This is a genomic window from Pseudoalteromonas distincta (assembly GCF_005877035.1).
Taxonomy (GTDB): Bacteria; Pseudomonadota; Gammaproteobacteria; order Enterobacterales; family Alteromonadaceae; genus Pseudoalteromonas; species Pseudoalteromonas distincta.
Window position 1 is genome coordinate 1,419,771 of sequence record NZ_CP040558.1, and the last position, 25,883, is coordinate 1,445,653.

Annotated in this window: 21 protein-coding genes; 15 read left to right on the forward strand and 6 right to left on the reverse strand. The window is 39.3% G+C overall.

Going from position 1 to position 25,883, the window contains the following annotated elements:
- Positions 1 to 56 precede the first annotated feature (56 nt).
- The 3 genes from nrdA to ubiG all read right to left on the reverse strand — a co-directional run bounded on the left by nrdA (position 57) and on the right by ubiG (position 4,138).
- On the reverse strand, positions 57 to 2,339 hold the full coding sequence (gene nrdA, locus FFU37_RS06285) for a class 1a ribonucleoside-diphosphate reductase subunit alpha (RefSeq protein WP_002961160.1): 2,283 nt from the start codon (positions 2,337 to 2,339) through the stop codon (positions 57 to 59).
- 408 nt (positions 2,340 to 2,747) lie between these two features.
- The gene (locus FFU37_RS06290; protein WP_039489787.1) at positions 2,748 to 3,428 is read right to left on the reverse strand and encodes an HAD family hydrolase; all 681 of its coding nucleotides are present in this window, start codon (positions 3,426 to 3,428) and stop codon (positions 2,748 to 2,750) included.
- Positions 3,428 to 4,138 (reverse strand): bifunctional 2-polyprenyl-6-hydroxyphenol methylase/3-demethylubiquinol 3-O-methyltransferase UbiG, encoded by a 711-nt coding sequence (gene ubiG, locus FFU37_RS06295; RefSeq protein WP_024597262.1) that lies wholly within the window; start codon positions 4,136 to 4,138, stop codon positions 3,428 to 3,430. Before ubiG ends, FFU37_RS06290 begins: the two co-directional genes overlap by 1 nt.
- A 176-nt stretch (positions 4,139 to 4,314) precedes the next feature.
- On the opposite strand from ubiG, the gene gyrA reads away from it, so the two are divergent.
- The 10 genes from gyrA (at position 4,315) to FFU37_RS06345 (ending at position 15,125) form a co-directional block, all read left to right on the forward strand.
- A complete protein-coding gene (gene gyrA / locus FFU37_RS06300) occupies positions 4,315 to 7,014 on the forward strand; it encodes a DNA topoisomerase (ATP-hydrolyzing) subunit A (RefSeq protein ID WP_002961163.1) in 2,700 nt (899 codons plus the stop codon).
- Between the two features lie 158 nt (positions 7,015 to 7,172).
- Positions 7,173 to 8,255 carry a 3-phosphoserine/phosphohydroxythreonine transaminase gene (gene serC, locus FFU37_RS06305; RefSeq protein ID WP_033021486.1) on the forward strand — a complete coding sequence of 361 codons (1,083 nt, stop codon included), beginning with the start codon at positions 7,173 to 7,175 and terminating at the stop codon, positions 8,253 to 8,255.
- Positions 8,255 to 9,532 (forward strand): 3-phosphoshikimate 1-carboxyvinyltransferase, encoded by a 1,278-nt coding sequence (aroA, locus tag FFU37_RS06310; RefSeq protein ID WP_138489004.1) that lies wholly within the window; start codon positions 8,255 to 8,257, stop codon positions 9,530 to 9,532. The genes serC and aroA overlap by 1 nt, the downstream gene beginning before the upstream one ends.
- 106 nt (positions 9,533 to 9,638) lie before the next feature.
- A complete protein-coding gene (cmk, locus tag FFU37_RS06315) occupies positions 9,639 to 10,349 on the forward strand; it encodes a (d)CMP kinase (protein WP_002961166.1) in 711 nt (236 codons plus the stop codon).
- 95 nt (positions 10,350 to 10,444) lie between these two features.
- Positions 10,445 to 12,112, forward strand: a complete 1,668-nt coding sequence (rpsA, locus tag FFU37_RS06320) for a 30S ribosomal protein S1 (protein WP_002961176.1) — start codon at positions 10,445 to 10,447, stop codon at positions 12,110 to 12,112.
- Between the two features lie 67 nt (positions 12,113 to 12,179).
- Entirely contained in the window at positions 12,180 to 12,467 is a 288-nt protein-coding gene (gene ihfB, locus FFU37_RS06325) for an integration host factor subunit beta (RefSeq protein ID WP_002961178.1), read from the forward strand.
- 21 nt (positions 12,468 to 12,488) lie between these two features.
- Complete coding sequence (locus FFU37_RS06330; RefSeq protein WP_039489780.1) at positions 12,489 to 12,770, forward strand: lipopolysaccharide assembly protein LapA domain-containing protein; 282 nt, start codon at positions 12,489 to 12,491, stop codon at positions 12,768 to 12,770.
- Positions 12,771 to 12,772: 2 nt separating this feature from the next.
- Positions 12,773 to 13,909 carry a lipopolysaccharide assembly protein LapB gene (gene lapB, locus FFU37_RS06335; RefSeq protein WP_002961182.1) on the forward strand — a complete coding sequence of 379 codons (1,137 nt, stop codon included), beginning with the start codon at positions 12,773 to 12,775 and terminating at the stop codon, positions 13,907 to 13,909.
- Between the two features lie 43 nt (positions 13,910 to 13,952).
- Complete coding sequence (pyrF, locus tag FFU37_RS06340; RefSeq protein WP_002961184.1) at positions 13,953 to 14,657, forward strand: orotidine-5'-phosphate decarboxylase; 705 nt, start codon at positions 13,953 to 13,955, stop codon at positions 14,655 to 14,657.
- Positions 14,658 to 14,750: 93 nt separating this feature from the next.
- Positions 14,751 to 15,125, forward strand: coding sequence for a hypothetical protein (locus FFU37_RS06345; protein ID WP_138489005.1), 375 nt, complete (start codon positions 14,751 to 14,753; stop codon positions 15,123 to 15,125).
- A 39-nt stretch (positions 15,126 to 15,164) separates the two neighbouring features.
- Here FFU37_RS06345 and FFU37_RS06350 read toward each other — a convergent pair whose 3' ends face one another.
- On the reverse strand, positions 15,165 to 15,998 hold the full coding sequence (locus FFU37_RS06350; RefSeq protein ID WP_138489006.1) for a CvfB family protein: 834 nt from the start codon (positions 15,996 to 15,998) through the stop codon (positions 15,165 to 15,167).
- A gap of 2 nt (positions 15,999 to 16,000) precedes the next feature.
- Positions 16,001 to 17,329 carry a DEAD/DEAH box helicase gene (locus FFU37_RS06355; RefSeq protein WP_138489007.1) on the reverse strand — a complete coding sequence of 443 codons (1,329 nt, stop codon included), beginning with the start codon at positions 17,327 to 17,329 and terminating at the stop codon, positions 16,001 to 16,003.
- A gap of 208 nt (positions 17,330 to 17,537) precedes the next feature.
- On the opposite strand from FFU37_RS06355, the gene trhO reads away from it, so the two are divergent.
- The 3 genes from trhO to FFU37_RS06370 all read left to right on the forward strand — a co-directional run bounded on the left by trhO (position 17,538) and on the right by FFU37_RS06370 (position 21,303).
- On the forward strand, positions 17,538 to 18,545 hold the full coding sequence (gene trhO, locus FFU37_RS06360; protein WP_138489008.1) for an oxygen-dependent tRNA uridine(34) hydroxylase TrhO: 1,008 nt from the start codon (positions 17,538 to 17,540) through the stop codon (positions 18,543 to 18,545).
- Between the two features lie 148 nt (positions 18,546 to 18,693).
- Positions 18,694 to 20,589, forward strand: coding sequence for a DUF294 nucleotidyltransferase-like domain-containing protein (locus FFU37_RS06365; RefSeq protein WP_039489770.1), 1,896 nt, complete (start codon positions 18,694 to 18,696; stop codon positions 20,587 to 20,589).
- A gap of 3 nt (positions 20,590 to 20,592) precedes the next feature.
- On the forward strand, positions 20,593 to 21,303 hold the full coding sequence (locus tag FFU37_RS06370; RefSeq protein WP_024595068.1) for a 3'-5' exonuclease: 711 nt from the start codon (positions 20,593 to 20,595) through the stop codon (positions 21,301 to 21,303).
- An 80-nt stretch (positions 21,304 to 21,383) separates the two neighbouring features.
- On the opposite strand, the gene FFU37_RS06375 is transcribed toward FFU37_RS06370, so the two are convergent.
- Positions 21,384 to 22,964 carry a BCCT family transporter gene (locus tag FFU37_RS06375; protein ID WP_007376589.1) on the reverse strand — a complete coding sequence of 527 codons (1,581 nt, stop codon included), beginning with the start codon at positions 22,962 to 22,964 and terminating at the stop codon, positions 21,384 to 21,386.
- A 628-nt stretch (positions 22,965 to 23,592) separates the two neighbouring features.
- Between FFU37_RS06375 and egtB the strand changes: the two genes are divergently transcribed.
- Both egtB and egtD read left to right on the forward strand, forming a co-directional pair.
- A complete protein-coding gene (gene egtB / locus FFU37_RS06380) occupies positions 23,593 to 24,864 on the forward strand; it encodes an ergothioneine biosynthesis protein EgtB (RefSeq protein WP_138489009.1) in 1,272 nt (423 codons plus the stop codon).
- Positions 24,861 to 25,835 (forward strand): L-histidine N(alpha)-methyltransferase, encoded by a 975-nt coding sequence (gene egtD, locus FFU37_RS06385; RefSeq protein WP_033041141.1) that lies wholly within the window; start codon positions 24,861 to 24,863, stop codon positions 25,833 to 25,835. Before egtB ends, egtD begins: the two co-directional genes overlap by 4 nt.
- Positions 25,836 to 25,883: the final 48 nt, after the last annotated feature.

The following is a 25,883-nucleotide window of genomic DNA, read 5'->3' on the forward strand; positions in this document are numbered from 1 at the left end:
TCAAAAAACTATCAGAAAAAGCGGGCTAAATGCCCGCTTAAAATAAAAATCAGCAGTTATATTTTACACGCGCCGCCTTCACAATCGTCATCTTCCACTTCTGGAGCATCTTCTTGTGAATCTGAGGCGCCATCGCGAGTATTGTGGTAATACAAGGTTTTAACACCTAGTTTGTACGCGCTTAGTAAGTCTTTTAATAAGACTTGCATAGGTACTTTACCGCCTTCGAACTTGTTTGGATCATAATTTGTATTTGCAGAAATTGTTTGGTCAACAAATTTTTGCATTATGCCAACAAGCTGCAAGTAACCATCGTTTGATGGAATGTCCCATAGTAGCTCGTACTGATCTTTTAAACGCTCATACTCAGGAACAACTTGTTTTAAAATACCGTCTTTACTTGCTTTAACGCTAATATGTCCACGTGGTGGCTCAATACCGTTAGTTGCGTTAGAGATTTGCGACGATGTTTCTGATGGCATTAACGCACTTAGTGTTGAGTTACGCATACCGTGCTCTTTAATACTTGCACGTAGTGTATCCCAATCAAGATGAAGTGGTTCATCACAAATTTTATCTAAATCACGTTTGTACGTATCTGTTGGCATAATACCTTGTGAATACGTTGTTTCGTTAAACTTAGGACACGCGCCACGCTCTTTAGCAAGCTCGTTTGATGCTTTCATTAAGTAATATTGAATAGCTTCAAAGGTTTTATGTGTTAATGCATTAGCACTGCCATCAGAATAACGCTTACCGTTTTTAGCTAGGTAGTATGCGTAGTTAATTACGCCTATTCCTAGTGTACGACGACCCATAGTTGCATTTTTAGCAGCCGGTACAGGGTAGTCTTGGAAATCAAGTAAGTTATCAAGTGCGCGTACTGCAAGTTCAGCTAGCTCTTCAAGCTCATCAAGTGACTCTATTGCACCTAGGTTAAACGCAGAAAGTGTACAAAGGGCAATTTCGCCTTCTTCGTCATTCACGTTATTAAGTGGCTTAGTTGGCAATGCAATTTCTAAACATAAGTTAGATTGGCGAATTGGCGCAACTTTAGAAATAAATGGGCTGTGTGTATTACAGTGATCCACATTTTGTAAATAAATACGACCAGTACTTGCACGCTCTTGCGCAAACATTGAGAAAAGCTCAATGGCTTTAATGCGTTTTTTACGAATAGACTCGTCTTGTTCGTATTTAACGTAAAGTGCGTCAAACTCAGCTTGGTCTTCAAAAAATGCATCATAAAGGCCAGGCACATCTGATGGGCTAAATAATGTAATGTAGTCATCTTTAATTAAACGAGAGTACATTAGTTTATTAAACTGTACGCCGTAATCTAGGTGACGAACGCGGTTGTCATCTACACCACGGTTATTTTTAAGTACAAGTAGGTTCTCTACTTCTAAATGCCAAAGCGGGTAGAATAATGTTGCTGCGCCGCCACGTACACCACCTTGTGAACAGCTTTTAACCGCTGTTTGAAAGTGCTTATAAAAAGGGATACACCCTGTGTGATACGCTTCGCCGTTACGAATGTGGCTACCTAGCGCACGTATTCTACCTGCATTAATACCAATTCCCGCACGTTGTGAAACGTATTTAACAATAGCTGACGACGTTGCATTGATTGAATCAAGGCTGTCGCCACATTCAATTAATACACACGAGCTAAATTGGCGAGTAGGCGTACGTACACCCGACATAATTGGCGTTGGTAGAGATATTTTAAATAAAGATACTGCATCGTAAAAACGTTTAATGTAATCAGTACGTGTTTCACGTGGGTAATCTGAAAATAAGCTTGCCGCAACTAAAATATATAAAAACTGTGCACTTTCGTATATTTCACCCGATACACGGTTTTGAACGAGGTACTTACCTTCAAGTTGCTTTACAGCAGCGTAGCTAAAGTTAAGATCGCGAGAATGGTCAAGGTATGCATCAAGCTCATCTAACTCTTGCTCTGTGTAATCTACTAGTAAATGAGCATCGTAGCGTTTATCGCCAACCATTTTTGTTACGTGGTCAAATAAACGTGGTGGCTCAAATTGACCGTACGCTTTTTTACGTAAATGGAATACAGCTAAACGTGCAGCTAAGTATTGGTAATCAGGCGATTCTTTTGAAATCTGATCCGCTGCTGCTTTAATGATGGTTTCGTGAATGTCTTTAGTACGAATACCGTCGTAAAACTGAATGTGCGACTTTAATTCAACTTGCGAAACCGAAACGTTGTTTAAACCTTCGGCGGCCCACTCAATAACGCGATGGATCTTATCCAGATCAAGAGGCTCTTTACGCCCGTCACGTTTGCTTACAGATAACTGTTGGTTCATTTGCCTGTATTCCTTGGGAATTATGTATTTTGACCAATGCTTTATACCTCGCCGGGGCAAGGTATATACTCATTTATTATAAGTTTCGCCATATTTGCGAATTTAATTGAATAACATTTGGCCACAATATCTGGTGTTGTTCAATTTAGAGATCACAAGATAGTGTGGTCTGAGTTGTTTTGCAAGGGACATAATTGCCCCTATTTGTGGATAACTTCGGGATAACGTATTTGTGTTAGTAGACACTCACCTTCGAACAATCATTTAAGTTGAAATATGCAAAAATCAACTAATGATCTGCTAAATTTACGCATTTTAAAAATAAATTTTGACTGCTTTTTTTATCAGCAAGCTTTGCGTAAAAACTAACACAATCACAATATATAGTGTTTATTAATTAACATGGCACTATATATGGTTAAAACCATCAATTGGGCTTTGCCAGTTAAAATCAGCATTCCAGCTGTTGGCTTCATCAATACTTGGTATGTAGCCCCAAAGTGCCGTTGCTGTGCGCATACCTGCGGCTTTGCCTGCTTGTATGTCTCGCTGTGCATCACCAATGTACAAACAGCGTTTTGGTTGCACTCCCATAAGCTTTGCACAGTATAGCAGCGGTAAAGGGGATGGCTTAGCTTCAGCTAAGGTGTCGCCACTTATTACTACACTAGCATTTTTCAATGCGGGAATTGCTGCCACTAAAGGATCAGTTAAAAACCCTGGTTTGTTAGTCATGATCCCCCATTTGATCTTTTTCTGATCAAGGGCAATAAGCAACGATTCAACACCGCTGAAGCAATGCGTGTGATTTGCTATGTTTGCAGCGTATTCGTCGACTAATTGCTTAATAAGTTCGCTTTGAGGTTGTGTGTCCCATAACTCTTTAAAACCAGCCTCTAATAATGCGCCTGCGCCGTTAGATGCCGCAGGGCGGTATACATCACTACTAACAGGCTCTATTTTATTATTAATGAGAACTGCATTTAAAGCCGCACCTAAATCATCAGCGGTGTCGAGTAGAGTGCCGTCTAGATCAAATAAAAATGCATCGTACTCAATAAGGGGGAGGGGGGCTTGAGAGTTAGCCATTAAGCTAACTTCTCAAAGTACAGTATGTAATTTACGCTAACGTCACTATTGAGCGTATATTGCTTTGATAGTGGATTATAAGAAAGGCCTGTACTTGCACGAACTTTTAAACCCGCTTGCTCTGCCCATGTAATAAGCTGCGCAGGTTTTATAAACTTTTTATGGTCGTGTGTACCTTCAGGGACCATTTTTAATAGCTTTTCAGCGCCAACAATGGCGTATAAATATGCCTTAGGTGTTTTGTTTAGGGTTGAAAAAAACACGTCTGCGCCTGGTTTGGCAAGTGCAGCTACGGCATGAATGATAGATGCTGGGTCGGGAACGTGCTCAAGCATTTCCATACAGGTTATTACATCAAAGCGCTCTGGGTGTTGCGATGCAAACTCTTCTGCTGGCACTTTTATGTAATCTACATTTACGCCAGTTTCTAAACTGTGCAACTTAGCAACAGTTAAAGGCTCTTGCCCCATGTCGATGCCAGTTACTTTTGCGCCCATGCGCGCCATGCTTTGGCTTAAAATACCGCCACCACAGCCAACATCGAGTGTTTCTTTATCGAATAAGCCTTGCGTTTTGTTTGCTATAAAGTCTAAACGTAACGGGTTAATTTCGTGAAGAGGTTTGAATTCTCCGTCTAGGTCCCACCAACGCTCGGCGATGGCTTCAAATTTTGCTATTTCTGCGTGATCTACATTTTGATGTTCGGTCATAAAATACTTCCTCGTCAATCTGAGGCCATTATATAGGGCTAAATTGATAAATCGCAAAGTTTTGCGCCTGTAAATTAAAATTAATTGTGATAGCATGGCTGTTAGAAATAATAACAATACTCTTAATACCCAATACCGGGTTGTTGAGAGCTGATACTGAAGGAATGTGATATCAAATGACTGATCTCGCCAATGAAATTCTGCCAGTCAATATTGAAGACGAGTTAAAAAACTCCTACTTAGATTACGCAATGAGCGTAATTGTAGGACGTGCATTACCAGACGTACGTGACGGCTTAAAACCTGTTCATCGCCGCGTTTTGTTTGCAATGAACGAGCTTAGTAATGACTGGAACAAGCCTTACAAAAAATCGGCCCGTGTGGTCGGTGACGTAATCGGTAAATACCACCCACACGGCGACAGTGCAGTTTATGACACGATAGTTCGTATGGCTCAGCCATTCTCACTGCGTTATATGCTAGTAGATGGCCAAGGTAACTTCGGTTCGGTTGATGGTGATTCAGCAGCGGCAATGCGTTATACAGAAGTACGTATGGCTAAAATGTCGCATGAGTTATTAGCCGATCTTGAAAAAGAAACGGTTGATTTCGTTCCTAACTACGATGGCACTGAGTTCATCCCTGATGTTTTACCAACGAAAGTTCCTAATTTATTAGTGAATGGTTCGTCAGGTATTGCAGTAGGTATGGCTACAAATATACCACCACATAACTTAACTGAAGTTGTAAATGGTTGTTTGGCACTTATTCAAAATCCAGATTTAACTATTTTAGAGTTAATGGATTATATCCCTGGTCCTGATTTCCCAACGGCTGCAATTATCAACGGTAAGAAGGGTATTGAACAAGCCTACTTAACTGGCCGTGGTAAAGTGTACATGCGTGCACGCGCCGACATCGAAACCGATGAAAAAACAGGCCGTGAAACAATTATCGTTCACGAAATTCCTTATCAAGTTAATAAAGCTCGTTTAATTGAAAAAATTGCTGAGCTGGTTAAAGATAAGAAAATTGAAGGTATTAGTGCTCTACGTGATGAATCAGATAAAGACGGTATGCGTATCGTTATTGAAATTAAACGTGGTGACGTAGGCGAAGTTATTTTAAACAACTTGTATTCACAAACTCAGTTACAAACTGTGTTTGGTATGAATATGGTTGCGCTAATTAATAACCAACCTAAATGTTTCAATTTAAAAGAAATGTTAGAAGAGTTTATTATTCACCGTCGTGAAGTAGTAACTCGTCGTACAGTATTTGATTTACGTAAAGCCCGTGACCGTGCACACACGCTTGAAGGCTTAGCGATTGCGCTTGCGAACATTGACCCAATTATCGAACTTATTCGTAAATCCCCTACACCTGCTGAAGCTAAAATTGCTTTAACAGCGCGTCCGTGGGAATTAGGTAATGTACAAGGTATGCTTGAAAAAGCAGGTGAAGACAATGTTGCTCGTCCAGATTGGTTAGCAAGCGAACTTGGTATTCGCGATGGTCAATATTATATCTCTGAGCAACAAGCTCAAGCAATTCTTGATTTGCGTTTACATAAGCTAACAGGTCTTGAACACGAAAAAATCTTAACCGAATACCAAGCGTTATTAGAACTAATTGCTGAACTACTTTATATTTTGGCAACTCCTGAGCGTTTAATGGAAGTTATACGTGACGAGCTAGTTGAAATTAAAGAGCAATATGGTGATGAGCGTCGCACTGAAATTAATGCCGCTGCTCACGATATCAGCCTTGAAGACTTAATTACTGAAGAAAACGTAGTCGTAACGCTTTCTCACGAAGGGTATGTGAAGTATCAAGCATTGTCTGATTACGAAGCACAGCGTCGTGGTGGTAAAGGTAAGTCAGCAACGAAGATGAAAGACGAAGATTTCATTGAGCGTCTATTAGTTGCAAATACACACGATACTATATTGTGTTTCTCTACGGCCGGTCGTTTATATTGGCTTAAAGTGTATCAGTTACCACTAGCGAGTCGTGCAGCGCGCGGTAAGCCAATTGTTAACTTGTTACCACTTGAAGCTGATGAACGTATTACTGCTATATTGCCAGTACGCGAGTACGCAGAAGATAAATACATCTTTATGGCAACAGCGTTTGGTACAGTTAAGAAAACACCATTAACGGCTTACAGCCGTCAACGTGCAAGCGGTATTATTGCTGTTAACTTGAATGATGGCGATAGCCTGATTGGGGTTGATATTACCGATGGTAGCAACGAAATTATGTTGTTCACTGATGCAGGTAAAGTTGTACGCTTTAAAGAAGCTGAAGAAACAACAGTTGTTGATGAAAACGGTAACCCAGTATTAGACGAAGAAGGTAACCCTGAGATTCGTTTCAAAGGTGTTCGCCCAATGGGTCGTACTGCTACAGGTGTTCGTGGTATTAAAATGGCCGATGATCAACGCGTAGTATCGTTAATTGTACCAAAAACTGACGGTGCTATTTTAACGGTAACTGAAAATGGTTACGGTAAGCGTACACAACTAGAAGATTACCCATCTAAGAGCCGTGCAACACAGGGTGTTGTATCTATCAAGGTGAGTGAGCGTAACGGTGCTGTTGTTGGTGCTGTACAAGTTGATGATAACGACGAAATCATGATTATTTCAAATCGTGGTACCTTAGTACGTACTCGCGTTAATGAAGTTTCTACGGTTGGACGTAACACCCAAGGTGTTATTTTGATCAGAACTATTGACGAAGAGCAAGTAGTTGGTTTACAACGTATAGAAGAGATTGAAGTTACAGAAAGTGACTTGATTGATATTGAAGACGTTGAAACTGTAGATACGGTTATTGATGAAGTAGCGGATGATAATCCTCCTTCAGAATAATTGATATTGAAAAAGCGGCCTTGGCCGCTTTTTTTAATGTTGTTGAAAAAAATTAATAGGGTGTGAAGTTATATTCATTCACTAAAACTCAAAGGTTTAGTGGGTGGGTATTGAGCGTTCATGCTTAGTAGTTAAATTACTGGAATGAGGCAAAGGTAATGAGTAAATATAATTTTTGTGCGGGGCCAGCTATGCTTCCGCAAGCGGTTATGAAAAAAGCACAAAAAGAGTTTCTAGATTGGCAAGATTTAGGTGTGTCTGTGATGGAAATAAGCCATCGTAGCAAAGAGTTTTTAGCCCTTACAGCTAAATGTGAAGCCAGCCTTCGTCGTCTAATGAATATCAGTGATGAATTTGAAGTGCTGTTTATGCATGGCGGTGGTCGTGGTCAGTTTAGTGCTGTGCCATTAAATTTACACCAAGAAGGCAAAGTTGCGGTTTATTGCGAAAACGGCGTGTGGTCAAAAAGTGCAACAGACGAGGCCAACAAGTTTACTCAAGCAACCTCTATTGATGTGCGTAATGATGACAATGGCGAGTTTTCTATTAAACAGGTTGCTGATTGGGTGTTACCAGAAGATGCATCTTACATTCACTATTGCCCTAACGAAACGGTTGACGGCTTAGAAATTTTTGATGTACCAAGCCACCCAACTGCACCGATCGTTGCTGATATGTCGTCAACTATTTTATCACGCGAAATAGACGTTAATAAATTTGATTTAATTTACGCTGGTGCGCAAAAAAATATCGGCCCGTCGGGCATATCAATCGTTATTGTTCGTAAAACATTACTTGAGCGTGAAGGCTTACCTAAGCCAGGCATTTTAGATTACGCATTAGAAGCAAAACAAGGCAGCATGTTTAACACGCCTCCTACATTTGCTTGGTATTTAGCTGCTGAAGTATTTCAATGGCTTGAAAGTAATGGTGGCGTAAAAGCGATGGAAGTTCAAAATATTGCTAAAGCGCAGCTACTTTATGACTTTATTGATGAATCGAGCTTTTATACCAATAAAGTAGCTAAACATTGCCGTTCACGTATGAATGTTCCGTTTTGGCTTAATGATGAAAGCTTAAATGATAAGTTTGTTGCTCAGTCTAAAGATGCAGGGTTACTTGCTCTTGAAGGCCACAGAATTGTGGGCGGTATGCGCGCAAGTATTTATAACGCAATGCCTATTGAAGGTGTTCAAGCACTTGTAGACTTTATGGCTGCTTTTGCAAAGGAGCACAGCTAATGGAGCAGCTTCGTTTAGAACCTATTTCTAGAGTAAATGGCACAGTAACCCTACCAGGTTCAAAGAGTCTATCGAACAGAATTTTATTATTAGCAGCACTTGCAAGCGGTACTACCGTTGTAGAAAACTTACTTGATAGTGACGATATACGCCATATGCTGGGCGCCTTAAAGTTATTAGGTGTAAATGTAACTTTAAATGATGAACGCACTGTAGCCACCGTAGAGGGTGTTAGTGGTGTGTTTAATACACCGACTGAGCCATTGTTTTTAGGTAATGCGGGTACTGCTTATAGACCTTTAACGGCAGTACTTGCTGCCGTTAAAGGTGAGTACGAGCTAATAGGCGAGCCACGTATGGAAGAGCGCCCAATAGGGCACTTGGTTGACGCGCTGCAAGCATTGGGTGGTGATGTTACTTATACAAAGCACAAAGACTACCCACCACTTAAAATTGTGGGTGGCCAAATAAAAGGCGGTGAAGTTGAAATTGACGGCAGTATTTCAAGTCAATTTTTAACCGCTCTATTAATGGCAGCGCCATTATTTAACGGTGATACAACAATAACTATTAAAGGTACTTTAGTCTCTAAACCTTATATTGATATTACACTTGATGTAATGGCACGTTTTGGGATTAATGTTGAGCACAGTGATTATGCAACTTTTAAAGTTAAAGGTGGTCAACAATATCAATCATTAGATCGCATAATGGTTGAAGGCGATGCATCTTCTGCTTCTTACTTTGTTGCTGCGGCTGCAATTGCAGGCGGTGAGATTGAAATTAAGGGCGTTGGCGCTAAATCGGTTCAAGGTGATATAGGCTTTGCCAAAGTAATGGAGCAAGTAGGCGCAAAAATTGATTGGTATGATGAACGTTTAGTTGTTCGCAAAGGCGAATTAAAAGGCGTGGATATTGACGCCAATGCAATTCCTGATGCAGCCATGACTCTTGCAACTGTTGCTCTTTTTGCCAAAGGCCCAACAGCCATTCGTAACATTTATAACTGGCGAGTAAAAGAGACAGACCGTTTATATGCAATGGCAACTGAGCTTCGTAAAGTAGGCGCACAGGTTGTAGAAGGTGAAGATTTTATAGAGATCACCCCACCTGAAACATTTAATGATGTTGCTGTTGATACTTACGACGATCACCGTATAGCCATGTGTTTTGCAATGGTTGCCGTTGGTGGAAAGCCAATAACAATTAATGATCCAAAGTGTACCTATAAAACATTTCCTACATTTTTCAATGTTTTAGCGTCAGTCAGTGAATAAGCTAATTAGAAGTAATTACAAAAGTTACACACTAATAGCAGATATATTTTAATAACTGACGTATAATGTCGCGGTTTATTTAGGTGTGCATTGCAGGAGGTTTTAAATGCAGGCGTTATTAATGCCCGTGATCACCGTTGATGGCCCAAGTGGTTCAGGTAAAGGAACTGTTTGTCGCTTGTTAGCCGACAAGTTAGGGTGGGATGTATTAGATAGCGGTGCGATTTATCGTGTTTTATCTTTAGCTGCACTTCATCACCAAATTGCATTAGACAATGAAGAAGGGCTTGTCCCGCTTGCTGCAAATTTAGATGTGCAGTTCTTGGTAGATAGCCAAACTAATGCAGGAAAAGTTATTTTAGAAGGCGAAGATGTCACCACTACTATTCGTAATGAAGAAGTAGGCGCTGCGGCATCAAAAGTTGCAGCATTACCTCGCGTTCGTGAAGCGTTATTACGTCGCCAGCGTGCATTTCGCACTGAAAATGGCTTAATTGCCGACGGCCGTGATATGGGCACTGTGGTTTTTCAAGATGCGCCGTTAAAAATATATTTAACAGCAAGTGCACAAGAGCGTGCTCGTAGACGCTTTGTTGAGTTGAATACGCGCGGCCTTGATGTTACACTAAGTGGTCTATTACAGGACATTCAAGCTCGTGACGAGCGCGATATGAATCGCACCGTTGCTCCGCTTGTACCTGCAGAGGATGCTATTGAGATTGATACTAGCGATCTTAATGCACAGCAAGTGTTTGATAAGGTAATAACTTTATTGGATATTGCTATCTCTGAAGGTAAGCTTCCTAAACGAAGCTAAACACATTTTATGCGCCAGCAGGATGCCAGTGCTATTTTAACAACCCCATGCAGCATGGTTGCTTATTGGTATTAATATATGAGACGTATATTCGTATGTCAGAAAATTTTGCGCAGTTATTTGAAGAAAGCTTAAAGGGTTTTGAAGCAGAGCAAGGCTCTATCGTTAAAGGTACAGTAATCTCTATCGAGAATAACATTGTACTTGTAGATGCTGGTCTTAAATCAGAAAGTGCTATCCCTGCAGAGCAGTTCAAAAATGCTGCTGGTGAACTAGAAGTTGCTGTAGGCGACGAAGTAGATGTTGCACTAGATGCAATTGAAGACGGTTTCGGTGAAACTATCCTTTCTCGTGAGAAAGCTAAGCGTCACGAAGCATGGATCCGTCTTGAGAAAGCATGTGAAGAGCAAGAGACTGTTACTGGTGTTATCAACGGTAAAGTTAAAGGCGGTTTCACAGTTGAAGTTGATTCAATCCGTGCTTTCCTACCTGGTTCACTTGTTGATGTTCGTCCAGTACGTGACACAACTCACCTTGAAGGCAAAGAGCTTGAATTTAAAGTAATCAAGCTTGACCAAAAACGTAACAACGTTGTTGTTTCACGTCGTGCAGTTATCGAATCTGAAAACTCACAAGAACGTGAAGAGCTTCTTGCTAACCTTGTTGAAGGCCAAGAAGTTAAAGGTATCGTTAAGAACCTTACTGACTACGGTGCATTCGTTGACCTTGGTGGTGTTGATGGTCTACTACACATTACTGATATGGCTTGGAAGCGTGTTAAGCACCCTTCAGAAATCGTTAATGTTGGCGACGAAATCGCAGTTAAAGTTCTAAAATTCGACAAAGATAAAACTCGTGTATCTCTAGGCCTTAAACAGCTTGGTGAAGATCCATGGGCAGCTATTGCCGGTCGTTACCCAGAAGGTTCTAAACTTTCTGGTCGTGTTACTAACCTTACAGATTACGGCTGTTTCGTGGAAATCGAAGAAGGCGTTGAAGGTTTAGTACACGTTTCTGAAATGGATTGGACTAACAAGAACATCCATCCTTCAAAAGTTGTAAGCCTTGGCGACACTGTTGAAGTTATGGTTTTAGAAATTGACGAAGAACGTCGTCGTATTTCTCTTGGTCTTAAGCAATGTATTGCTAATCCTTGGCAGGAATTTGCTCGTCTACAAAACAAAGGCGATCAAGTTACTGGTAAGATCAAATCAATCACTGACTTCGGTATCTTTATCGGTCTTGACGGTGGTATTGACGGTCTTGTACACCTTTCAGACATTTCTTGGAATACACCTGGCGAAGAAGCTGTACGTGAATTCAAGAAAGGCGACGAAATCACTGCTATCGTATTGCAAGTTGACCCAGAGCGTGAACGTATCTCTCTAGGTGTTAAGCAAATCGAAGCTGACCCATTCAATAACTACCTTGATGCAAACAAAAAAGGTGCTATTGTTAAAGGTAAAGTGACTGAAGTTGATGCGAAAGGCGCAACTGTTGAACTTATCGAAGGCGTTGAAGGTTACATCCGTGTAGCTGATATCGCTCAAGAGCGCGTTGAAGATGCAACTACTGTTGTTTCTGTAGGCGACGAGATTGAAGTTAAATACGTTGGTGTTGATCGTAAGAACCGCACTTTAAGCTTATCTGTAAAAGCTCTTTTCGAAGCAGAAGAGAAAGAAGTACTAGAGAAGCTTAAGAAAGAAGAGCCAGTGTTTGAAAACGCAATGGCAGCTGCTTTCGCAAATGCACAAAAAGACTAATATATAATTAGTTTTTAGTTGGAAGGGCATTTTTTGCCCTTCCTATATCTCTTTTTAAGGAAACGCTATGACTAAGTCAGAATTGATAGAAATACTTGCGGAACAACACGCACACGTTCCAGTGAAAGATGTTGAGAATGCTGTAAAAGAAATTCTTGAACAAATGGCCGGCTCATTATCTACTTCAGATCGTATTGAGATCAGAGGTTTTGGTAGTTTCTCTTTGCATTTCCGCGCTCCTCGCACAGGTCGTAATCCTAAGACTGGCGATACAGTTGAGCTTGAAGGAAAGCATGTACCTCATTTTAAACCAGGCAAAGAATTACGCGACCGCGTGAATGAAAGCATTGCCTAGTTAACTTAGTGGAGTAGTTACTTGTTCAAGGTATTAAAAATTATTCTGGTTGCACTATGCCTTATTAGTGCATTTGTATTAGGGTCACAAAACCCACAGTTAGTACAAGTAAATTACATTATAGCCAGTAATACACTACCTTTAGCTGTAATAATAAGTATCTGCTTTTTATTAGGTGTTTTGATTGGTTGTTTTATTAGCTTTAAATTGTTTTCGCAATTAAAGTGGCAAAACTACCGCTTAAAAAAGCAATTAGCGCCTGAAAAAGATAAAAAAAAGCTTGCCGCGAATAAAGACACCTAACTATGATTGAGCTTTTGTTTTTACTATTACCTGTTGCCGCTGGTTACGGTTGGATTATGGGTAAAAACAGTGCTAAAAACCAAGCTCATCAACTTAATCGTCAGATCACTTCTGAATATAGCAAAGGCTTAAAATTTCTACTCGATAGAGAAGAAGATCAAGGCTTAGAGCATTTAATCAACTTACTTGAAGTTTCAGCCGACTCGGTTGAACACTATTCTACACTTGCCACCATGTTTCGCCGTAGAGGTGAATTAGACCGCGCAATAAAAATTCATGAACTTCTGTTAAAACACCCAAGCTTAAATGAACAACAAGCTGCAACTAGCCGTTTAGAACTAGCCGAAGATTATATCATGGCCGGACTACTAGATAGTGCGGAAGAGCACTTAGTTTGGTTAGTTAAAGCAGGGCATGTAGAAGCGCTGGACCCTATTATCACTTTATATTCGCAAACCCGTGAGTGGGAAAAAGGCATCAACATGTTTGAAGCTCATAGCGAACTATTTTCAAAAGAACAGCAATTTAAAGCAATTGCTAATTTTTATTGTGAGTCAGCTTTAAGTGACAATACACCCCAACTAATGAGAAAAGCGATTAGCTTAAATTATAAAGCCGTGCGTCCGCTTTACGAGTTAGGGTTAGTTGCTTACGCAAAAGAAGATTACGTTAAAGCTATTTATTACTGGCGTGAACTTGTCTCTCAATTTACCTTGTTTGCTCCGTTGTTTATTGATGAGCTTGCACACAGTTATAAACAATTGAATTTGACGCATCAATTTCACGAGTTAGTCAGTGACTTGTTAGAGAAGGGCGGTGTATTAATTAAAATAAAGCATTGCCAAGCATTACTTGAGCAAGGTCACACCAAGCAAGCCTTTGAATTTTTAACTGATAGCTTAAAACGTCAACCTACTATTCGTGGTTTTAGTTTTTTACTGCAATTAATGGGTGACCAAAATAAAAATACTAAAGAAGTACTTAACGAAATTGATAAGCTTGTAACCTCTTATATTGCTACAAAACCAGATTTTCAATGCCAGCATTGTGGTTTTACAAGCTACACCATATATTGGAACTGCCCTTCTTGTAAGCATTGGGAAACCATTGTTCCAAGTCGAGGCTTAGACGGATTTTAATAACCCCAAATTAATAACTTTACTGCCATTCACTAGGATAGTTATGTCTTTCGAACACTCAAAAAAAATTCTTATTGCATTAGATTACGATGATCAAGAAGTTGCTTTAAACTTTGTTAAACAACTTTCTCCTGATACTTGCCGTCTCAAGGTCGGCAAAGAAATGTTTACCTATTTTGGACCTGCATTTGTTAAAGAGTTAATTGATTTAGGTTTTGATGTTTTCTTAGATTTAAAGTTTCATGATATTCCTAATACAGTAGCTAAAGCTGTTACTGCAGCTGCTAAAATGGGGGTGTGGATGGTAAACGTTCATGCTTCTGGTGGCTTTGAAATGATGAGCAAAGCTAAATCGGCTCTAGAGCAATTTGGTGACAAAGCGCCATTACTTATCGCTGTTACTGTATTAACAAGTATGGATGAAACAGAGCTTAAGCGTTTAGGTGTTGATAAATCAGCTCAAGAGCAAGTTATCTATTTAGCTAAGCTTGCAAAGGAAGCTGGGCTTGATGGTGTTGTGTGTTCTGCACAAGAAGCAAAAGCTTTAAAAACAGAGTTAGGTGATAGCTTTAAGCTTGTTACGCCTGGTATACGCCCTGAAGGGAGTGATGCGGGTGATCAAAAGCGTATAATGACTCCTAAGCAAGCTATAGATTCAGGAAGTGACTATTTAGTTATAGGCAGACCGATTACTCAAGCAGATAATCCTGTAAAAGTGCTTAGTGATGTTAATAACTCTATAGCTTAATTTAACAATAAGCAGTCATATAGTGCTAAAACCCCTTACCTTATGTGAGTTTTATGTTACATTAATAAAATCAAAATGTAGTAGGGGTTTGTTTTGAAGTTATTTTTTGGTTCTATAATAATTGTTATTGCGGGTTTTTCAGTAAATAAGTACGTTTTTTCTAATAAAGCATACGATGGTGTAACAACCGTTACAGATATAATTCCAACGTACCCAGTCGATATGTATGATTTTAAAAAAACAATGCAAGATTATGCTCATCATCTGTGTTACAAAAATGAAGATACACTTATATCTCAGCATGTAAGCGTTAGTGAATGTATATCAAAGCTTGATGATAAAAAAACAGAATGTGAAAAAAAGGTTTTTCGTTTGGCACCGCTCAATCTTGAGTCGGAAGTTGAAGTGCTTGATTATTCAAGGCAATATACGCAATGTACATTGCCTTATAAATATATTTTAGGTTAATTACTAACAGGTATTATTAGTAATTACAGCCAATTATAATTAAGATCTTAAGCGAATGGATTTCGCTTCAATATCTATTAACTCTTGTTTAAATAAGCCACCAATTGCTTTTTTATAATTAGCCTTACTTGTAGAAAACATCTTTTTTATTGCTTCAGGATCAGACTTATCACCAAGTGGAATAACACCGCCTTCGTTTTTAAGCTTTTGCATAATAGTTTCACCAAGGTCACTTACTTTTCCCATACCTGGCTTTTCTAGTACAACATCAATTTTTCCGTCGTCACGCACTTTTTGAATATAGCCTTTAAGCTTTTGACCCACAAATAAGCTTTTAAATACCATATTGTAAAAAACAACACCGAAGTGCGACTCTTCAATTAATACTTTGTAGCCAATATCTGTTTTGCCAGCAACAATTAAATCCACTTCTTGTAAGTGAGTATATTGCGGCTCACCTTTTGATAGGAAACGATTAAAGTTGTTTGAGGCACAAATACGTTGGCTTGCATTATCAAGATACAGGCGTACTAAATAAGAATGGCCTTCTTGCATGCGTGGCTTTTGTTCATTAAAAGGTGCAAGCACATCTTTCTCAAGCCCCCAATCTAAAAATGCTCCAATACTATTTATTTCTTTAACGCGTAGTAGGGCATACTCGCCAACTTGAGCATGTGGTTTCTTTATTGTTGCTGTGGCTAAATTAGCATTGTCTAAAAAGATAAATACACTAATACTATCGCCCGCTTCAAGCTCATGTTTTATTTCTTGTTTTGGTAAAAATACTTCACCTAAATCATGGCCGTCTAAGTAAGCACCTTCGTTACTCACTTCTTTTACAAATAATGTTTGTGTGGTTCCTAGGTAACTCATAATTATTCCTGCTCAGGCTTTTTTTTACGGCGCATTGGTGTATCGCCATCAATGTTCATCGGTGCTTTAATTGGTGCTGTAGGCTTTTTAGGTTTAGCTTTGCGCTTAAATGCAGGCTTTTTAACAGCGGCGGCTTTTTCTTTAGATTTGTCCCACGCTGCCTCAGGTTTTTTCTCTTTTAAACCTTTAAACTTAGCTTTTAAGCTCTCTACGCTCGCAAATTTTAATTCGTCATTTAAAAATGCTTTAATAGCTAAATAACTTGCCCAATCTTTTGGGCCAACTAATGAAATTGCATTTCCTTTAAAGCCAGCACGTCCTGTACGACCTATGCGGTGTACATACTCTTCAGCGTGTTTTGGTAAATCAAAGTTAATAACGTGCGTTACGCTTAACAAATCTAAACCACGAGATGCAACGTCGGTGGTGATCAATATTTTAAAGTTTTCGCGACTAAATGAATCCATGATATCTAAACGTTTGTTTTGCGTTAAATCACCAGCAAGCGCTACAGATTTGAAGCCTTTAGCATTAAGGGCTTCACTCAAACGGCTCGTGTCAGAACGCGTTGCTGTGAAGATAATACATTGACCAACATCATCTTGGTTTAAAAAATGCACTAATAGGGCTTCTTTATGGTCAAGGTGATCGGCAAGGTATAACGTTTGTTTAATATCACTATGTTGCTCATTTGCTGCACTTAGCGTAATTTGCTTTGGTTTTTTTAATAGGTTACGTGATAGAGCATCTACTTGTGCATGGTCAAGTGTTGCAGAAAACAATAACGTTTGGCGTAAACGGTGATTAGCTTGCTCGTTAATCATTTTTAACTGCTCGGTAAAGCCTAAATCTAAAATCCGATCGGCTTCATCAAAAATAAGCAGTTCTAGTCCACTCAATTGCAATGAGCGTTTTGTAATGTGATCAGCTAAACGCCCAGGTGTAGCAACTACGAATTGTGGGTCGTTTCTAAGTGCTTTTATTTGGTCATTAAAGTTTTCGCCGCCAAGTATTTTAACTGCCTTAATAGCTGTGCCAGCAATTAATAAACGCAGCTGAGTAAATACTTGCGTAGCAAGCTCACGCGTAGGAGCAACAATAAGTACACGAGGATCGCGTTTGCTGAGTGCTTTTTGTTTCATAACCCTTTGTACAGCAGGTAATAAAAACGCCAAGGTTTTGCCCGACCCAGTTTTAGACTGAGCGAAAATGTCATGCCCTGCAAGTGCGGTAGGCACTGCATGCGCTTGAATATCGGTGGGCTGGGTGATCCCTTGATGTGCTAATTGTGTTTCAAGGCGTGTATCAATCCCAAGATCAGTAAACTGCAATGTGTGTTTCTCCAAAATGAGCAAATTAACTCTATAAATTTATTAGCGCATTATAGCTTACACAGCTAGGTCGCTAACAGTAAAAACCAATCTATAGCGCTATTTTTTGCAATTAAACTAAAAAAGCGTAAAATACGCGCCCCATATGCGCCGGATTTACGATTCGGTAAACGCCAATATTGGCTAACAAGGCAAAATAGGAAATATAATGACTGTTGTTCATAAAGATAATGTAACGGGCGATCACTTTGTAGTATGTGCGCTGTATAAGTTTGTAGGTTTACCTGAATTTGAAGCTATCCGTAAGCCATTACTAGAAGTGATGGAAGCAAATGAAGTACGCGGTACTTTATTGCTCGCTGCCGAAGGTATAAACGGCACTGTTTCTGCAAAACGTGAAGGGATAGACAACTTATTAGCATGGCTAGATGAGCAACCAAATTTAAAAAACATCGTTACAAAAGAATCTTACGACGATGAATGTCCGTTTTACCGCACTAAAGTAAAACTAAAAAAAGAAATTGTAACGATGGGCGTTGAAGGCGTAGATCCGCTTAAAGTTGTGGGTAGCTATGTAAAGCCAAATGAGTGGAACGCACTTATATCTGACCCTGAAGTAATTTTAATTGATACACGTAATGATTACGAAATTGAAATTGGTACATTTCAAAATGCGGTCGATCCAAATACTAAAACCTTTCGCGAATTTCCACAGTGGGCAAAAGAAAACTTAGACCCTGAAAAACACAAAAAAGTGGCGATGTTTTGTACCGGCGGTATCCGCTGCGAAAAATCGACAGCCTACATGAAAGAGCAAGGTTTTGATGAAGTTTATCACCTTGAAGGCGGTATTTTAAAATACCTAGAAGAAGTGCCAAAAGAAGAAACCATGTGGGAAGGCGAGTGTTTTGTATTTGATAATCGCGTTGCGGTTGATCACGACTTACAAAAAGGTTCTTATGATCAATGCCACGCGTGTCGTATGCCAATTACAGAAGACGAAAAGTTAAAGCCTGAATACATGGAAGGCGTCTCTTGTCATCATTGTATTGAAGACGTTACGGACGAACAACGCGCACGTTTTGCAGAGCGCCAAAAGCAAATAGAATTAGCGCAAGCGCGTGGTGAAGGCCATATTGGTAATGAAGCACAAGCTGTTTTACAACAACGTAAAGAAGCTAAAAAAGCCCAAAAAGACGCTCAGCGCGGTAAATAAATTTTTACAATAAGTATTACATTTAAAGAGTCTATTTAGGCTCTTTTTTTGTGCCCAAAATTGTGCAGTAATTGTTTTCACACCCCGATGATAGTGTTAATCTGCAAAATAGATTTAGTCATTTTAATGCGCATACAGGAAGGGATTTATGCAAGCCGAACAAGTTGAAATCGCACAATTTTTAGCACAACATCCTCCTTTTGATGACTTACCTCAAAAAGCGCTTAATGAGCTAGCTCAACAAGTAGAAGTGGCTTATTTTAGAGCAAAAACAGATATCTTGAGTTTTGGACAAGACATTTCTGATTTGTATGTAATTAGAAGTGGTTCTGTAGAAATGTATCGCCGAAATGGCGAGCTGTACAATCGTTTGGCTACCGCAGGTATATTTGGTCAAATGGGTTTATTGATGAACCGTAAGGTGCGTTTTCCTGCAACTGCTCTTGAAGATACGTTAGTTTATTGCATAAATGTTGAGCTATTTAATCGTTACTGTGATGAGTTTGATGCGTTTGCTGATTACTTCGAAACAGACGGTAACGTGCGTTTGCATCAAGCTATTGTCGAGCAAGCCGATGGCAATGACCTGACAACCGCGAAGGTAAAATCATTAATACACAGAGATGTAGTCACCGTAGATGCAACCTCTACGATACAAGATATCGCTAAATTAATGACCGAAGAGGCGGTATCGTCAGTGTTGGTAACCGATGTAAATAAACCCATAAATGATGACCCAGAAGAAGATGACGGACAAGTAGTTGGTATAATAACCGATAGGGATTTACGCACTAAAGTAGTGGCTAAAGGGCTTGCCTTTAACACGCAAGCAAAAGACATTATGTCCACTAATTTAGTGCTTTTAGATGCTAATGACTATATTTTCGAAGCCGTATTGGCCATGCTTAGAGATAACTTACATCATTTGCCAGTAGTACAAAAAAGACGCCCAATAGGCGTTATCTCCCTCTCTGATATTTTGCGTTATGAATCCCAAAGTAGCTTATTACTTGTACGTGGCATACTGGCTCAACAAACAATAGAGGATTTGGCGCATTATGCACGCCAATTGCCCAATGTGTTTGTTCGTATGGTGAATGAAGATGCAAACTCACACATGGTTGGTACAGCCATGGCTGTTATAGGGCGTACATTTAAACAAAGACTACTTGTATTAGCAGAAGAAAAGTTTGGGCCACCTCCTGTGCCTTACTGTTTTATTGCTCTGGGCTCAATGGCTCGAGACGAGCAACTAATTGTAACCGATCAAGACAACGCGCTTATTTTAGATGACAGTTACGACGACGAAAAACATAACGCGTATTTTCAAAATATTGCCGATTTTGTGTGTGATGGTTTAGCGCAGTGTGGTTACACCTACTGTGATGGAGAAATTATGGCGTCGTTTAAAAAATGGCGTAAAACTCGCTCACAGTGGTTCGATCAATTTGCAGATTGGATAGCGCAGCCAAAACCACAAGCACTGCTTAATAGTTCTATATTTTTTGACTTAGACGGTGTGTGGGGTAAAACCAAGTGGGCCGACGAGCTTAAAATATTTATAGCAAAACAAAGTAAAGTAAATCGCGTATTTTTAGCTAATATGGCAGCAAATGCTAGAAATAGAACACCTCCACTTGGTTTCTTTAAAGGCTTTGTTATGGAGCATAATGGCCAACATAAGCGTTCAATGAACTTAAAGCGAAGAGGGACTGCACCTCTTTCTGATGTTATTCGCGTGCACGCATTGGCTATTGGTTCGCGTAAACAAAATTCGTTTGAGCGACTAGAAGACATTATTGAAGCGAAACTTTTACCACAGGGTAAAGCGCAAGATTTACGTGATGCACTTGAGTATATTGCCATGATGCGAATTCGCCATCAAGCGTGGCAAATAGAGAAGGGCGAAGAGCCCGATAACGACTTAGATCCACATTTACTTTCTCCGTTCGAGCAACGAAACTTAAAAGAGGCATTCGCCATTTTAGAAAAAGCACAAAGCTATTTAAAATTTAGCTACACAGCAAACTCTGGTGTGAAGTAGCCTATGAATCCGCGTAATCATAAAGCAATTGATTGGCAAGCTAGGTATAACGAGCTTGCCAATAGCACCAAAAATAAACTCCTAAAACACTTTTATGCGGGTGCTTATAATCAAGACAAAGCTGCAATAAAAGACGTACCTTTTGTAGCAATGGATTTTGAAACAACAGGCTTAAATAGCCAAAACGACGATATAGTGAGTGTTGGTTTAGTGCCGTTCAATTTAGAGCGCATTTATTGTAAGCACAGTCGGCATTGGGTTGTGCAGCCTAGGCGCAACCTTCATGAAGAGTCTATTTTAATACATGGAATCACGCACTCAGAGGTGGACGACGCCCCCGACTTTAATCAAATTATAGAGCCTTTACTTGAAGCACTCAGTGGTAAAGTTGTCGTGGTGCATTATGCCGCAATAGAACGTCACTTTTTAAATAATGCGTTATTGTTAAGACTTAAAGAAGGTATTGAGTTTGCACTTGTTGATACAATGGAAATAGAAAAAAGAGCACTAAAAGCAAGGCAGGGTTTATTAGGGCGATTGTTTAACACAAAATTAGGTTCTCTTAGGCTAACAGATTGCCGTGCGCGTTATTCCCTACCAGCATATCAAAATCACAATGCGTTAACGGATGCACTTGCTACAGCAGAACTTTTACAAGCGCAGCTGAGTTATCATTATCGTGTAGATACTCCAATCTCAGAGCTGTGGCTCTAGCTTTTAATGACCTAACAAAAAAACGCCGCAAAAATTGTGGCGTTTTCGTTACTAATTAAAAGTATTACTTACTAGAAATATTATTTAACTGGGCGAGGCTCAGTTCGTAAACCTAAAACTAAGCTTAAACACATAAATAATAATACAATAGTAAATGGCAACCCTGTAGAGACAGCGCCTGCTTGTAGTGCTTCAATTGCTTGTGTGCCACCAATCCAAAGTAAAGCAGCTGCAATTGCGCCCTCAACCGATGCCCAAAATATACGTTGTGGTACCGGTGCATCAATTTTACCGCCAGCTGTAATTGAATCAATTACTAATGAACCAGAGTCAGATGACGTAATGAAAAATACCAACACTAATAAAATTGCAATAAACGATAAAATATTAGATAGAGGTAATTCATCAAGCATTTGGAACATAGCTAAAGGTACTTCAGTTAAACCATTAGTGCCTAACGCACCAACACCATTAACTACTTGATCAATCGCAATACCGCCGTAAATAGACATCCATAAAACAGTAACTAGAGTAGGGATAAGTAAAACCGCAATTAAGAATTCACGAATTGTACGACCACGTGATACACGCGCGATAAACATACCTACAAACGGTGACCAGGAAATCCACCAAGCCCAGTAAAACACAGTCCAACCATGCATCCATGTTTCGTCTTCACGACCGTGAGGATTACTCAATGGAATAATATTTTCTACATAGCCCATCACGGTAGTTGGTACATTACCCATTGCTACGGCAAAGCCTACTAAACATACAAACAATAATAATGAAAACGCAATTAGCATATTTACATTACTTAGTAGCTTCACACCACCGTCAATACCACGAACCACAGAGACTATGGCTAAAAGTGTTACACCCGCAATAACTAAAATTTGAGAGCCAATGCCACCTTCTGTACCAAATACATGGTTAATACCTGCAGAAGCTTGCTGCGCACCTAAACCTAAAGATGTTGCAAGGCCAAATAACGTAGCAAGTACAGCTAAGATATCAATGATATGACCAGGCCACCCCCACGCTCTATCACCTAATATAGGGTAAAAAATAGAACGAATTGAAAGCGGTAAACCTTTGTTATAGGTAAAAAATGCAAGAGATAAACCAACAACTGCGTAAATAGCCCAAGGGTGAAGACCCCAATGAAACATAGTTGCGCCCATTGCTAATTTTGCAGCTTCTGGTGTATTAGCGGCTACATTAAGCGGTGTTTCGTACCAACCAGTAAAGTAAGCAACTGGTTCAGCAACGCCCCAAAACATAAGGCCGATACCCATACCCGCAGCAAATAACATAGCAAGCCATGAAACGCGAGAGTGAGAAGGTTTAGCGTCATCACCACCAAGGCGAATATTACCGTAAGGAGAAACAATAAGTGCTAAACAAAAGAGTACAAAGAAGTTAGCAGCCCACATAAATAGGGCATCAAAATTATTAATAATATCTGTCTTGATACTATCAAGCGCTGTTTTTGCAGTTTGTGGGTCGGTAACAAGTATGGCGATTAAAAAGATGACAATCAGGCCCGCACTAGTTCCAAAAACAGGGTTGTGAATATCAAACCCCCACTTTTGTACGTTGTCCTGACCTACGGTGTAATCCGTGTTGTCAATACTATATTTGTCATGATTTTCCTTCATGCAATACCTCTTTAGTTGTCCTAACAAGCCAAAATAAATTCGGCGTCATATCGAATTACATTAGTCTTTAAATATTAAGTAAAAAGTAATACCGTAATTATTTGAAGACTAACTAATTTGAAGCGTGATCATACAGCTAGTAGTGTATGAGTTAAATATTAAATGTAAATGAATTTGTATTTAAAACGCTGTTTATATGGCCAAATTCATGATTCTTTCATTTAAAAGCCCTAAATTTAAAAATTCAGTGAACGTTAAAATTTAGTTTGCTATTAAAAGTATTAATTTACTTGGTTAAGTAAAAAAAGATCATTTTTAAGTAGCTTAATTAATGCTTAAATATTAGGGCTTGTTAGTCTTTTAGGATTGAAATTTGTTAAGTCTAGTCGCGATTTAATCGCTCCTAGATTTATAGCTTAGCGGTTCGGTAACAGCTTATGCGTTATTTTTCATGCTTGCATGCACGTAAGAATAATCAAAAACCGGCTAGCAAAGAGCAAATTTCTCTTCAAGGCTATTATAAATTTATAAGCCGATAAGCATCTTTAATCAAGTTGTAATATGAATATGATTTAACACAACACTAAGCTATATTTTATAAATAGATAGGCAAAGGATTAATACTATTATGCGTGAAAGCGTTACAAACGATACCAATCAAAACGAACTTGTTAAACGCTTTTGCAGCGTTAGAGACGAAAGCCTAGCTATTATTGAACCACTCACTGTAGAAGATTGCCAATTACAAGCTATGGCTGATGCCAGTCCCACTAAATGGCATTTAGCGCATACCACGTGGTTTTTTGAAACGTTTTTACTTAGTGTTCATTGTAAACAGTACGCAGTGTTTAACCCTCACTATAAAATGCTTTTTAATTCTTACTACAATGGGATTGGAGAGCAATTTAAACGGGCAAACAGAGGAAGCTTATCTAGGCCAGGTTTAGACGAAGTGCTAGCTTACAGAGAACATGTAGATAGCCGCGTGATTGAATTACTTAAGACTGACGTTGACCCGCACATTAAAGATATTATTGAACTTGGGTTACACCACGAGCAACAGCATCAAGAACTAATGCTTATGGACATCAAATATAACTTTTCAGTAAATCCAATATTTCCTCAATATAAAACATCGCTTTTAAATAGCCAAAAAAAATCAGCTGATATTAAACCCCTTAATTTTATCAATTTTGAACAAGCCATTATTAATATTGGCACAAATGCCGACGATGAATTTGCATATGATAATGAGTGCCCCAAACACCAAGTACTAATTCATCCATTCAGTTTTGCTAATAGATTGGTCACTAATGGTGAATATTTAGACTTTATAAATGCCGGTGGATATAGCAATCCACAATATTGGTTAAGCGACGGTTGGGCGCATATTCAAAACACTCGTTTAACGCATCCATTATATTGGCATTGCATAAATAACGAATGGTTTGAGTTTACACACTATGGATTGCAGCCTTTAAATTTAAGTGCCCCCATTAGCCATGTTAGTTATTTTGAGGCCAGCGCCTACGCTAATTTTGTAAAGGCTCGCTTGCCTACAGAGTTCGAGTGGGAATATGCAGCTAAAAATACACCTTTAACAGACACTAATAATAACTACCTAACACCACAACAAGCAAAAGATGATACTGAAATAAACCAGTTAACGGATTCATGTTGGCAATGGACAAACAGTGCATATTTGCCATACCCCGGTTTTAAGCCTATTGAAGGAGTAGCAGGGGAATACAATGGTAAATTTATGAATAACCAAATGGTGTTACGGGGCGGGTGTGTGTTTACCCCTCAAAACCATTTACGACAAACATACCGAAATTTTTATTACCCACATCAAGCGTGGATGTGCAGCGGGATAAGACTAGCTAAGGATATAGTATGAGCCAAGTAACAGCGATTAAACAAAGTAACATAACCGACACTGAATTTTTAAACGACGTGATAAGCGGGTTAACTCAACAACAAAAAACGCTTCCGTGTAAGTATTTTTACGATGATAAAGGTGCTGCATTATTCGAGCAAATAACATCCTTACAAGAGTATTATGTTACACGTACGGAGTTGTCTATTTTAGAGCAATACTCGCAGTCAATTGCTCAAATGCTACCTGAAAACCTTTCTATTATTGAGCCTGGGTGTGGTTCTGGTAAAAAGGTCGCGTATTTATTAGCGCACATGGCAAACGTAAAAACCTTCGTACCATTTGAAATTTCTGAGGAGATGCTCAGTTATTCACTTGCACATTTGTCGCCATTATTTCCAGATTTGGCAATTTCGCCATTACTAGGAGACTTTACACATAGCCAAATGGTTAAACAGCTAACCAAAGACACCGCTTTAGACAGTCAAACTAATTTGGTGTACTTTCCGGGCTCTACTCTTGGTAATTTTGCCCCAGTTAAAGCCATAGAAATTATGAATAATTTCCATCGCTTATGTGGTGTAAACGGTTATGTATTAATTGGGGTTGATTTAGTAAAAGAGCGCCAAGTGTTACTTGATGCATATAACGATAAAGCGGGAATCACCGCTGCATTTAATAAAAATTTACTACAACGTATTAATAACGAGCTAAGTGGCACATTTAATTTGGATAACTTTAGCCACGAGTCACGCTTTAACGAGCAACATAGCCGCATTGAAATGCATTTAGTAAGTAACTGTAATCAAAGCGTGATTATAAATGATCAGCAAATAGACTTTATTGAAGGCGAAAGTATCCATACAGAAAACTCTCACAAGTACACGCTCGAATCGTTTAAGCAGCTTGCAGCGCAAGCTAATTTAAAGTTGGAGCAAACATGGCAAGACGATAGTAACTATTTTGCATTGTGCTTATTAAGACCGCTATAAACGTTTACTTAATATGTTTAGGGCGTGTTGATCTTTGATAGTTGAATT

Coding starts and splice junctions, on each gene's coding strand:
- nrdA (WP_002961160.1), bottom strand. CDS start 2,339: ATGAACCAACAGTTATCTGTAAGCAAACGTGACGGGCGTAAAGAGCCT.
- FFU37_RS06375 (WP_007376589.1), bottom strand. CDS start 22,964: ATGAAGGAAAATCATGACAAATATAGTATTGACAACACGGATTACACC.
- FFU37_RS06350 (WP_138489006.1), bottom strand. CDS start 15,998: ATGAGTTACCTAGGAACCACACAAACATTATTTGTAAAAGAAGTGAGT.
- cmk (WP_002961166.1), top strand. CDS start 9,639: ATGCAGGCGTTATTAATGCCCGTGATCACCGTTGATGGCCCAAGTGGT.
- FFU37_RS06370 (WP_024595068.1), top strand. CDS start 20,593: ATGAATCCGCGTAATCATAAAGCAATTGATTGGCAAGCTAGGTATAAC.
- lapB (WP_002961182.1), top strand. CDS start 12,773: ATGATTGAGCTTTTGTTTTTACTATTACCTGTTGCCGCTGGTTACGGT.
- gyrA (WP_002961163.1), top strand. CDS start 4,315: ATGACTGATCTCGCCAATGAAATTCTGCCAGTCAATATTGAAGACGAG.
- egtD (WP_033041141.1), top strand. CDS start 24,861: ATGAGCCAAGTAACAGCGATTAAACAAAGTAACATAACCGACACTGAA.
- trhO (WP_138489008.1), top strand. CDS start 17,538: ATGACTGTTGTTCATAAAGATAATGTAACGGGCGATCACTTTGTAGTA.
- rpsA (WP_002961176.1), top strand. CDS start 10,445: ATGTCAGAAAATTTTGCGCAGTTATTTGAAGAAAGCTTAAAGGGTTTT.
- aroA (WP_138489004.1), top strand. CDS start 8,255: ATGGAGCAGCTTCGTTTAGAACCTATTTCTAGAGTAAATGGCACAGTA.
- egtB (WP_138489009.1), top strand. CDS start 23,593: ATGCGTGAAAGCGTTACAAACGATACCAATCAAAACGAACTTGTTAAA.
- FFU37_RS06290 (WP_039489787.1), bottom strand. CDS start 3,428: ATGGCTAACTCTCAAGCCCCCCTCCCCCTTATTGAGTACGATGCATTT.
- ubiG (WP_024597262.1), bottom strand. CDS start 4,138: ATGACCGAACATCAAAATGTAGATCACGCAGAAATAGCAAAATTTGAA.
- pyrF (WP_002961184.1), top strand. CDS start 13,953: ATGTCTTTCGAACACTCAAAAAAAATTCTTATTGCATTAGATTACGAT.
- FFU37_RS06365 (WP_039489770.1), top strand. CDS start 18,694: ATGCAAGCCGAACAAGTTGAAATCGCACAATTTTTAGCACAACATCCT.
- ihfB (WP_002961178.1), top strand. CDS start 12,180: ATGACTAAGTCAGAATTGATAGAAATACTTGCGGAACAACACGCACAC.
- serC (WP_033021486.1), top strand. CDS start 7,173: ATGAGTAAATATAATTTTTGTGCGGGGCCAGCTATGCTTCCGCAAGCG.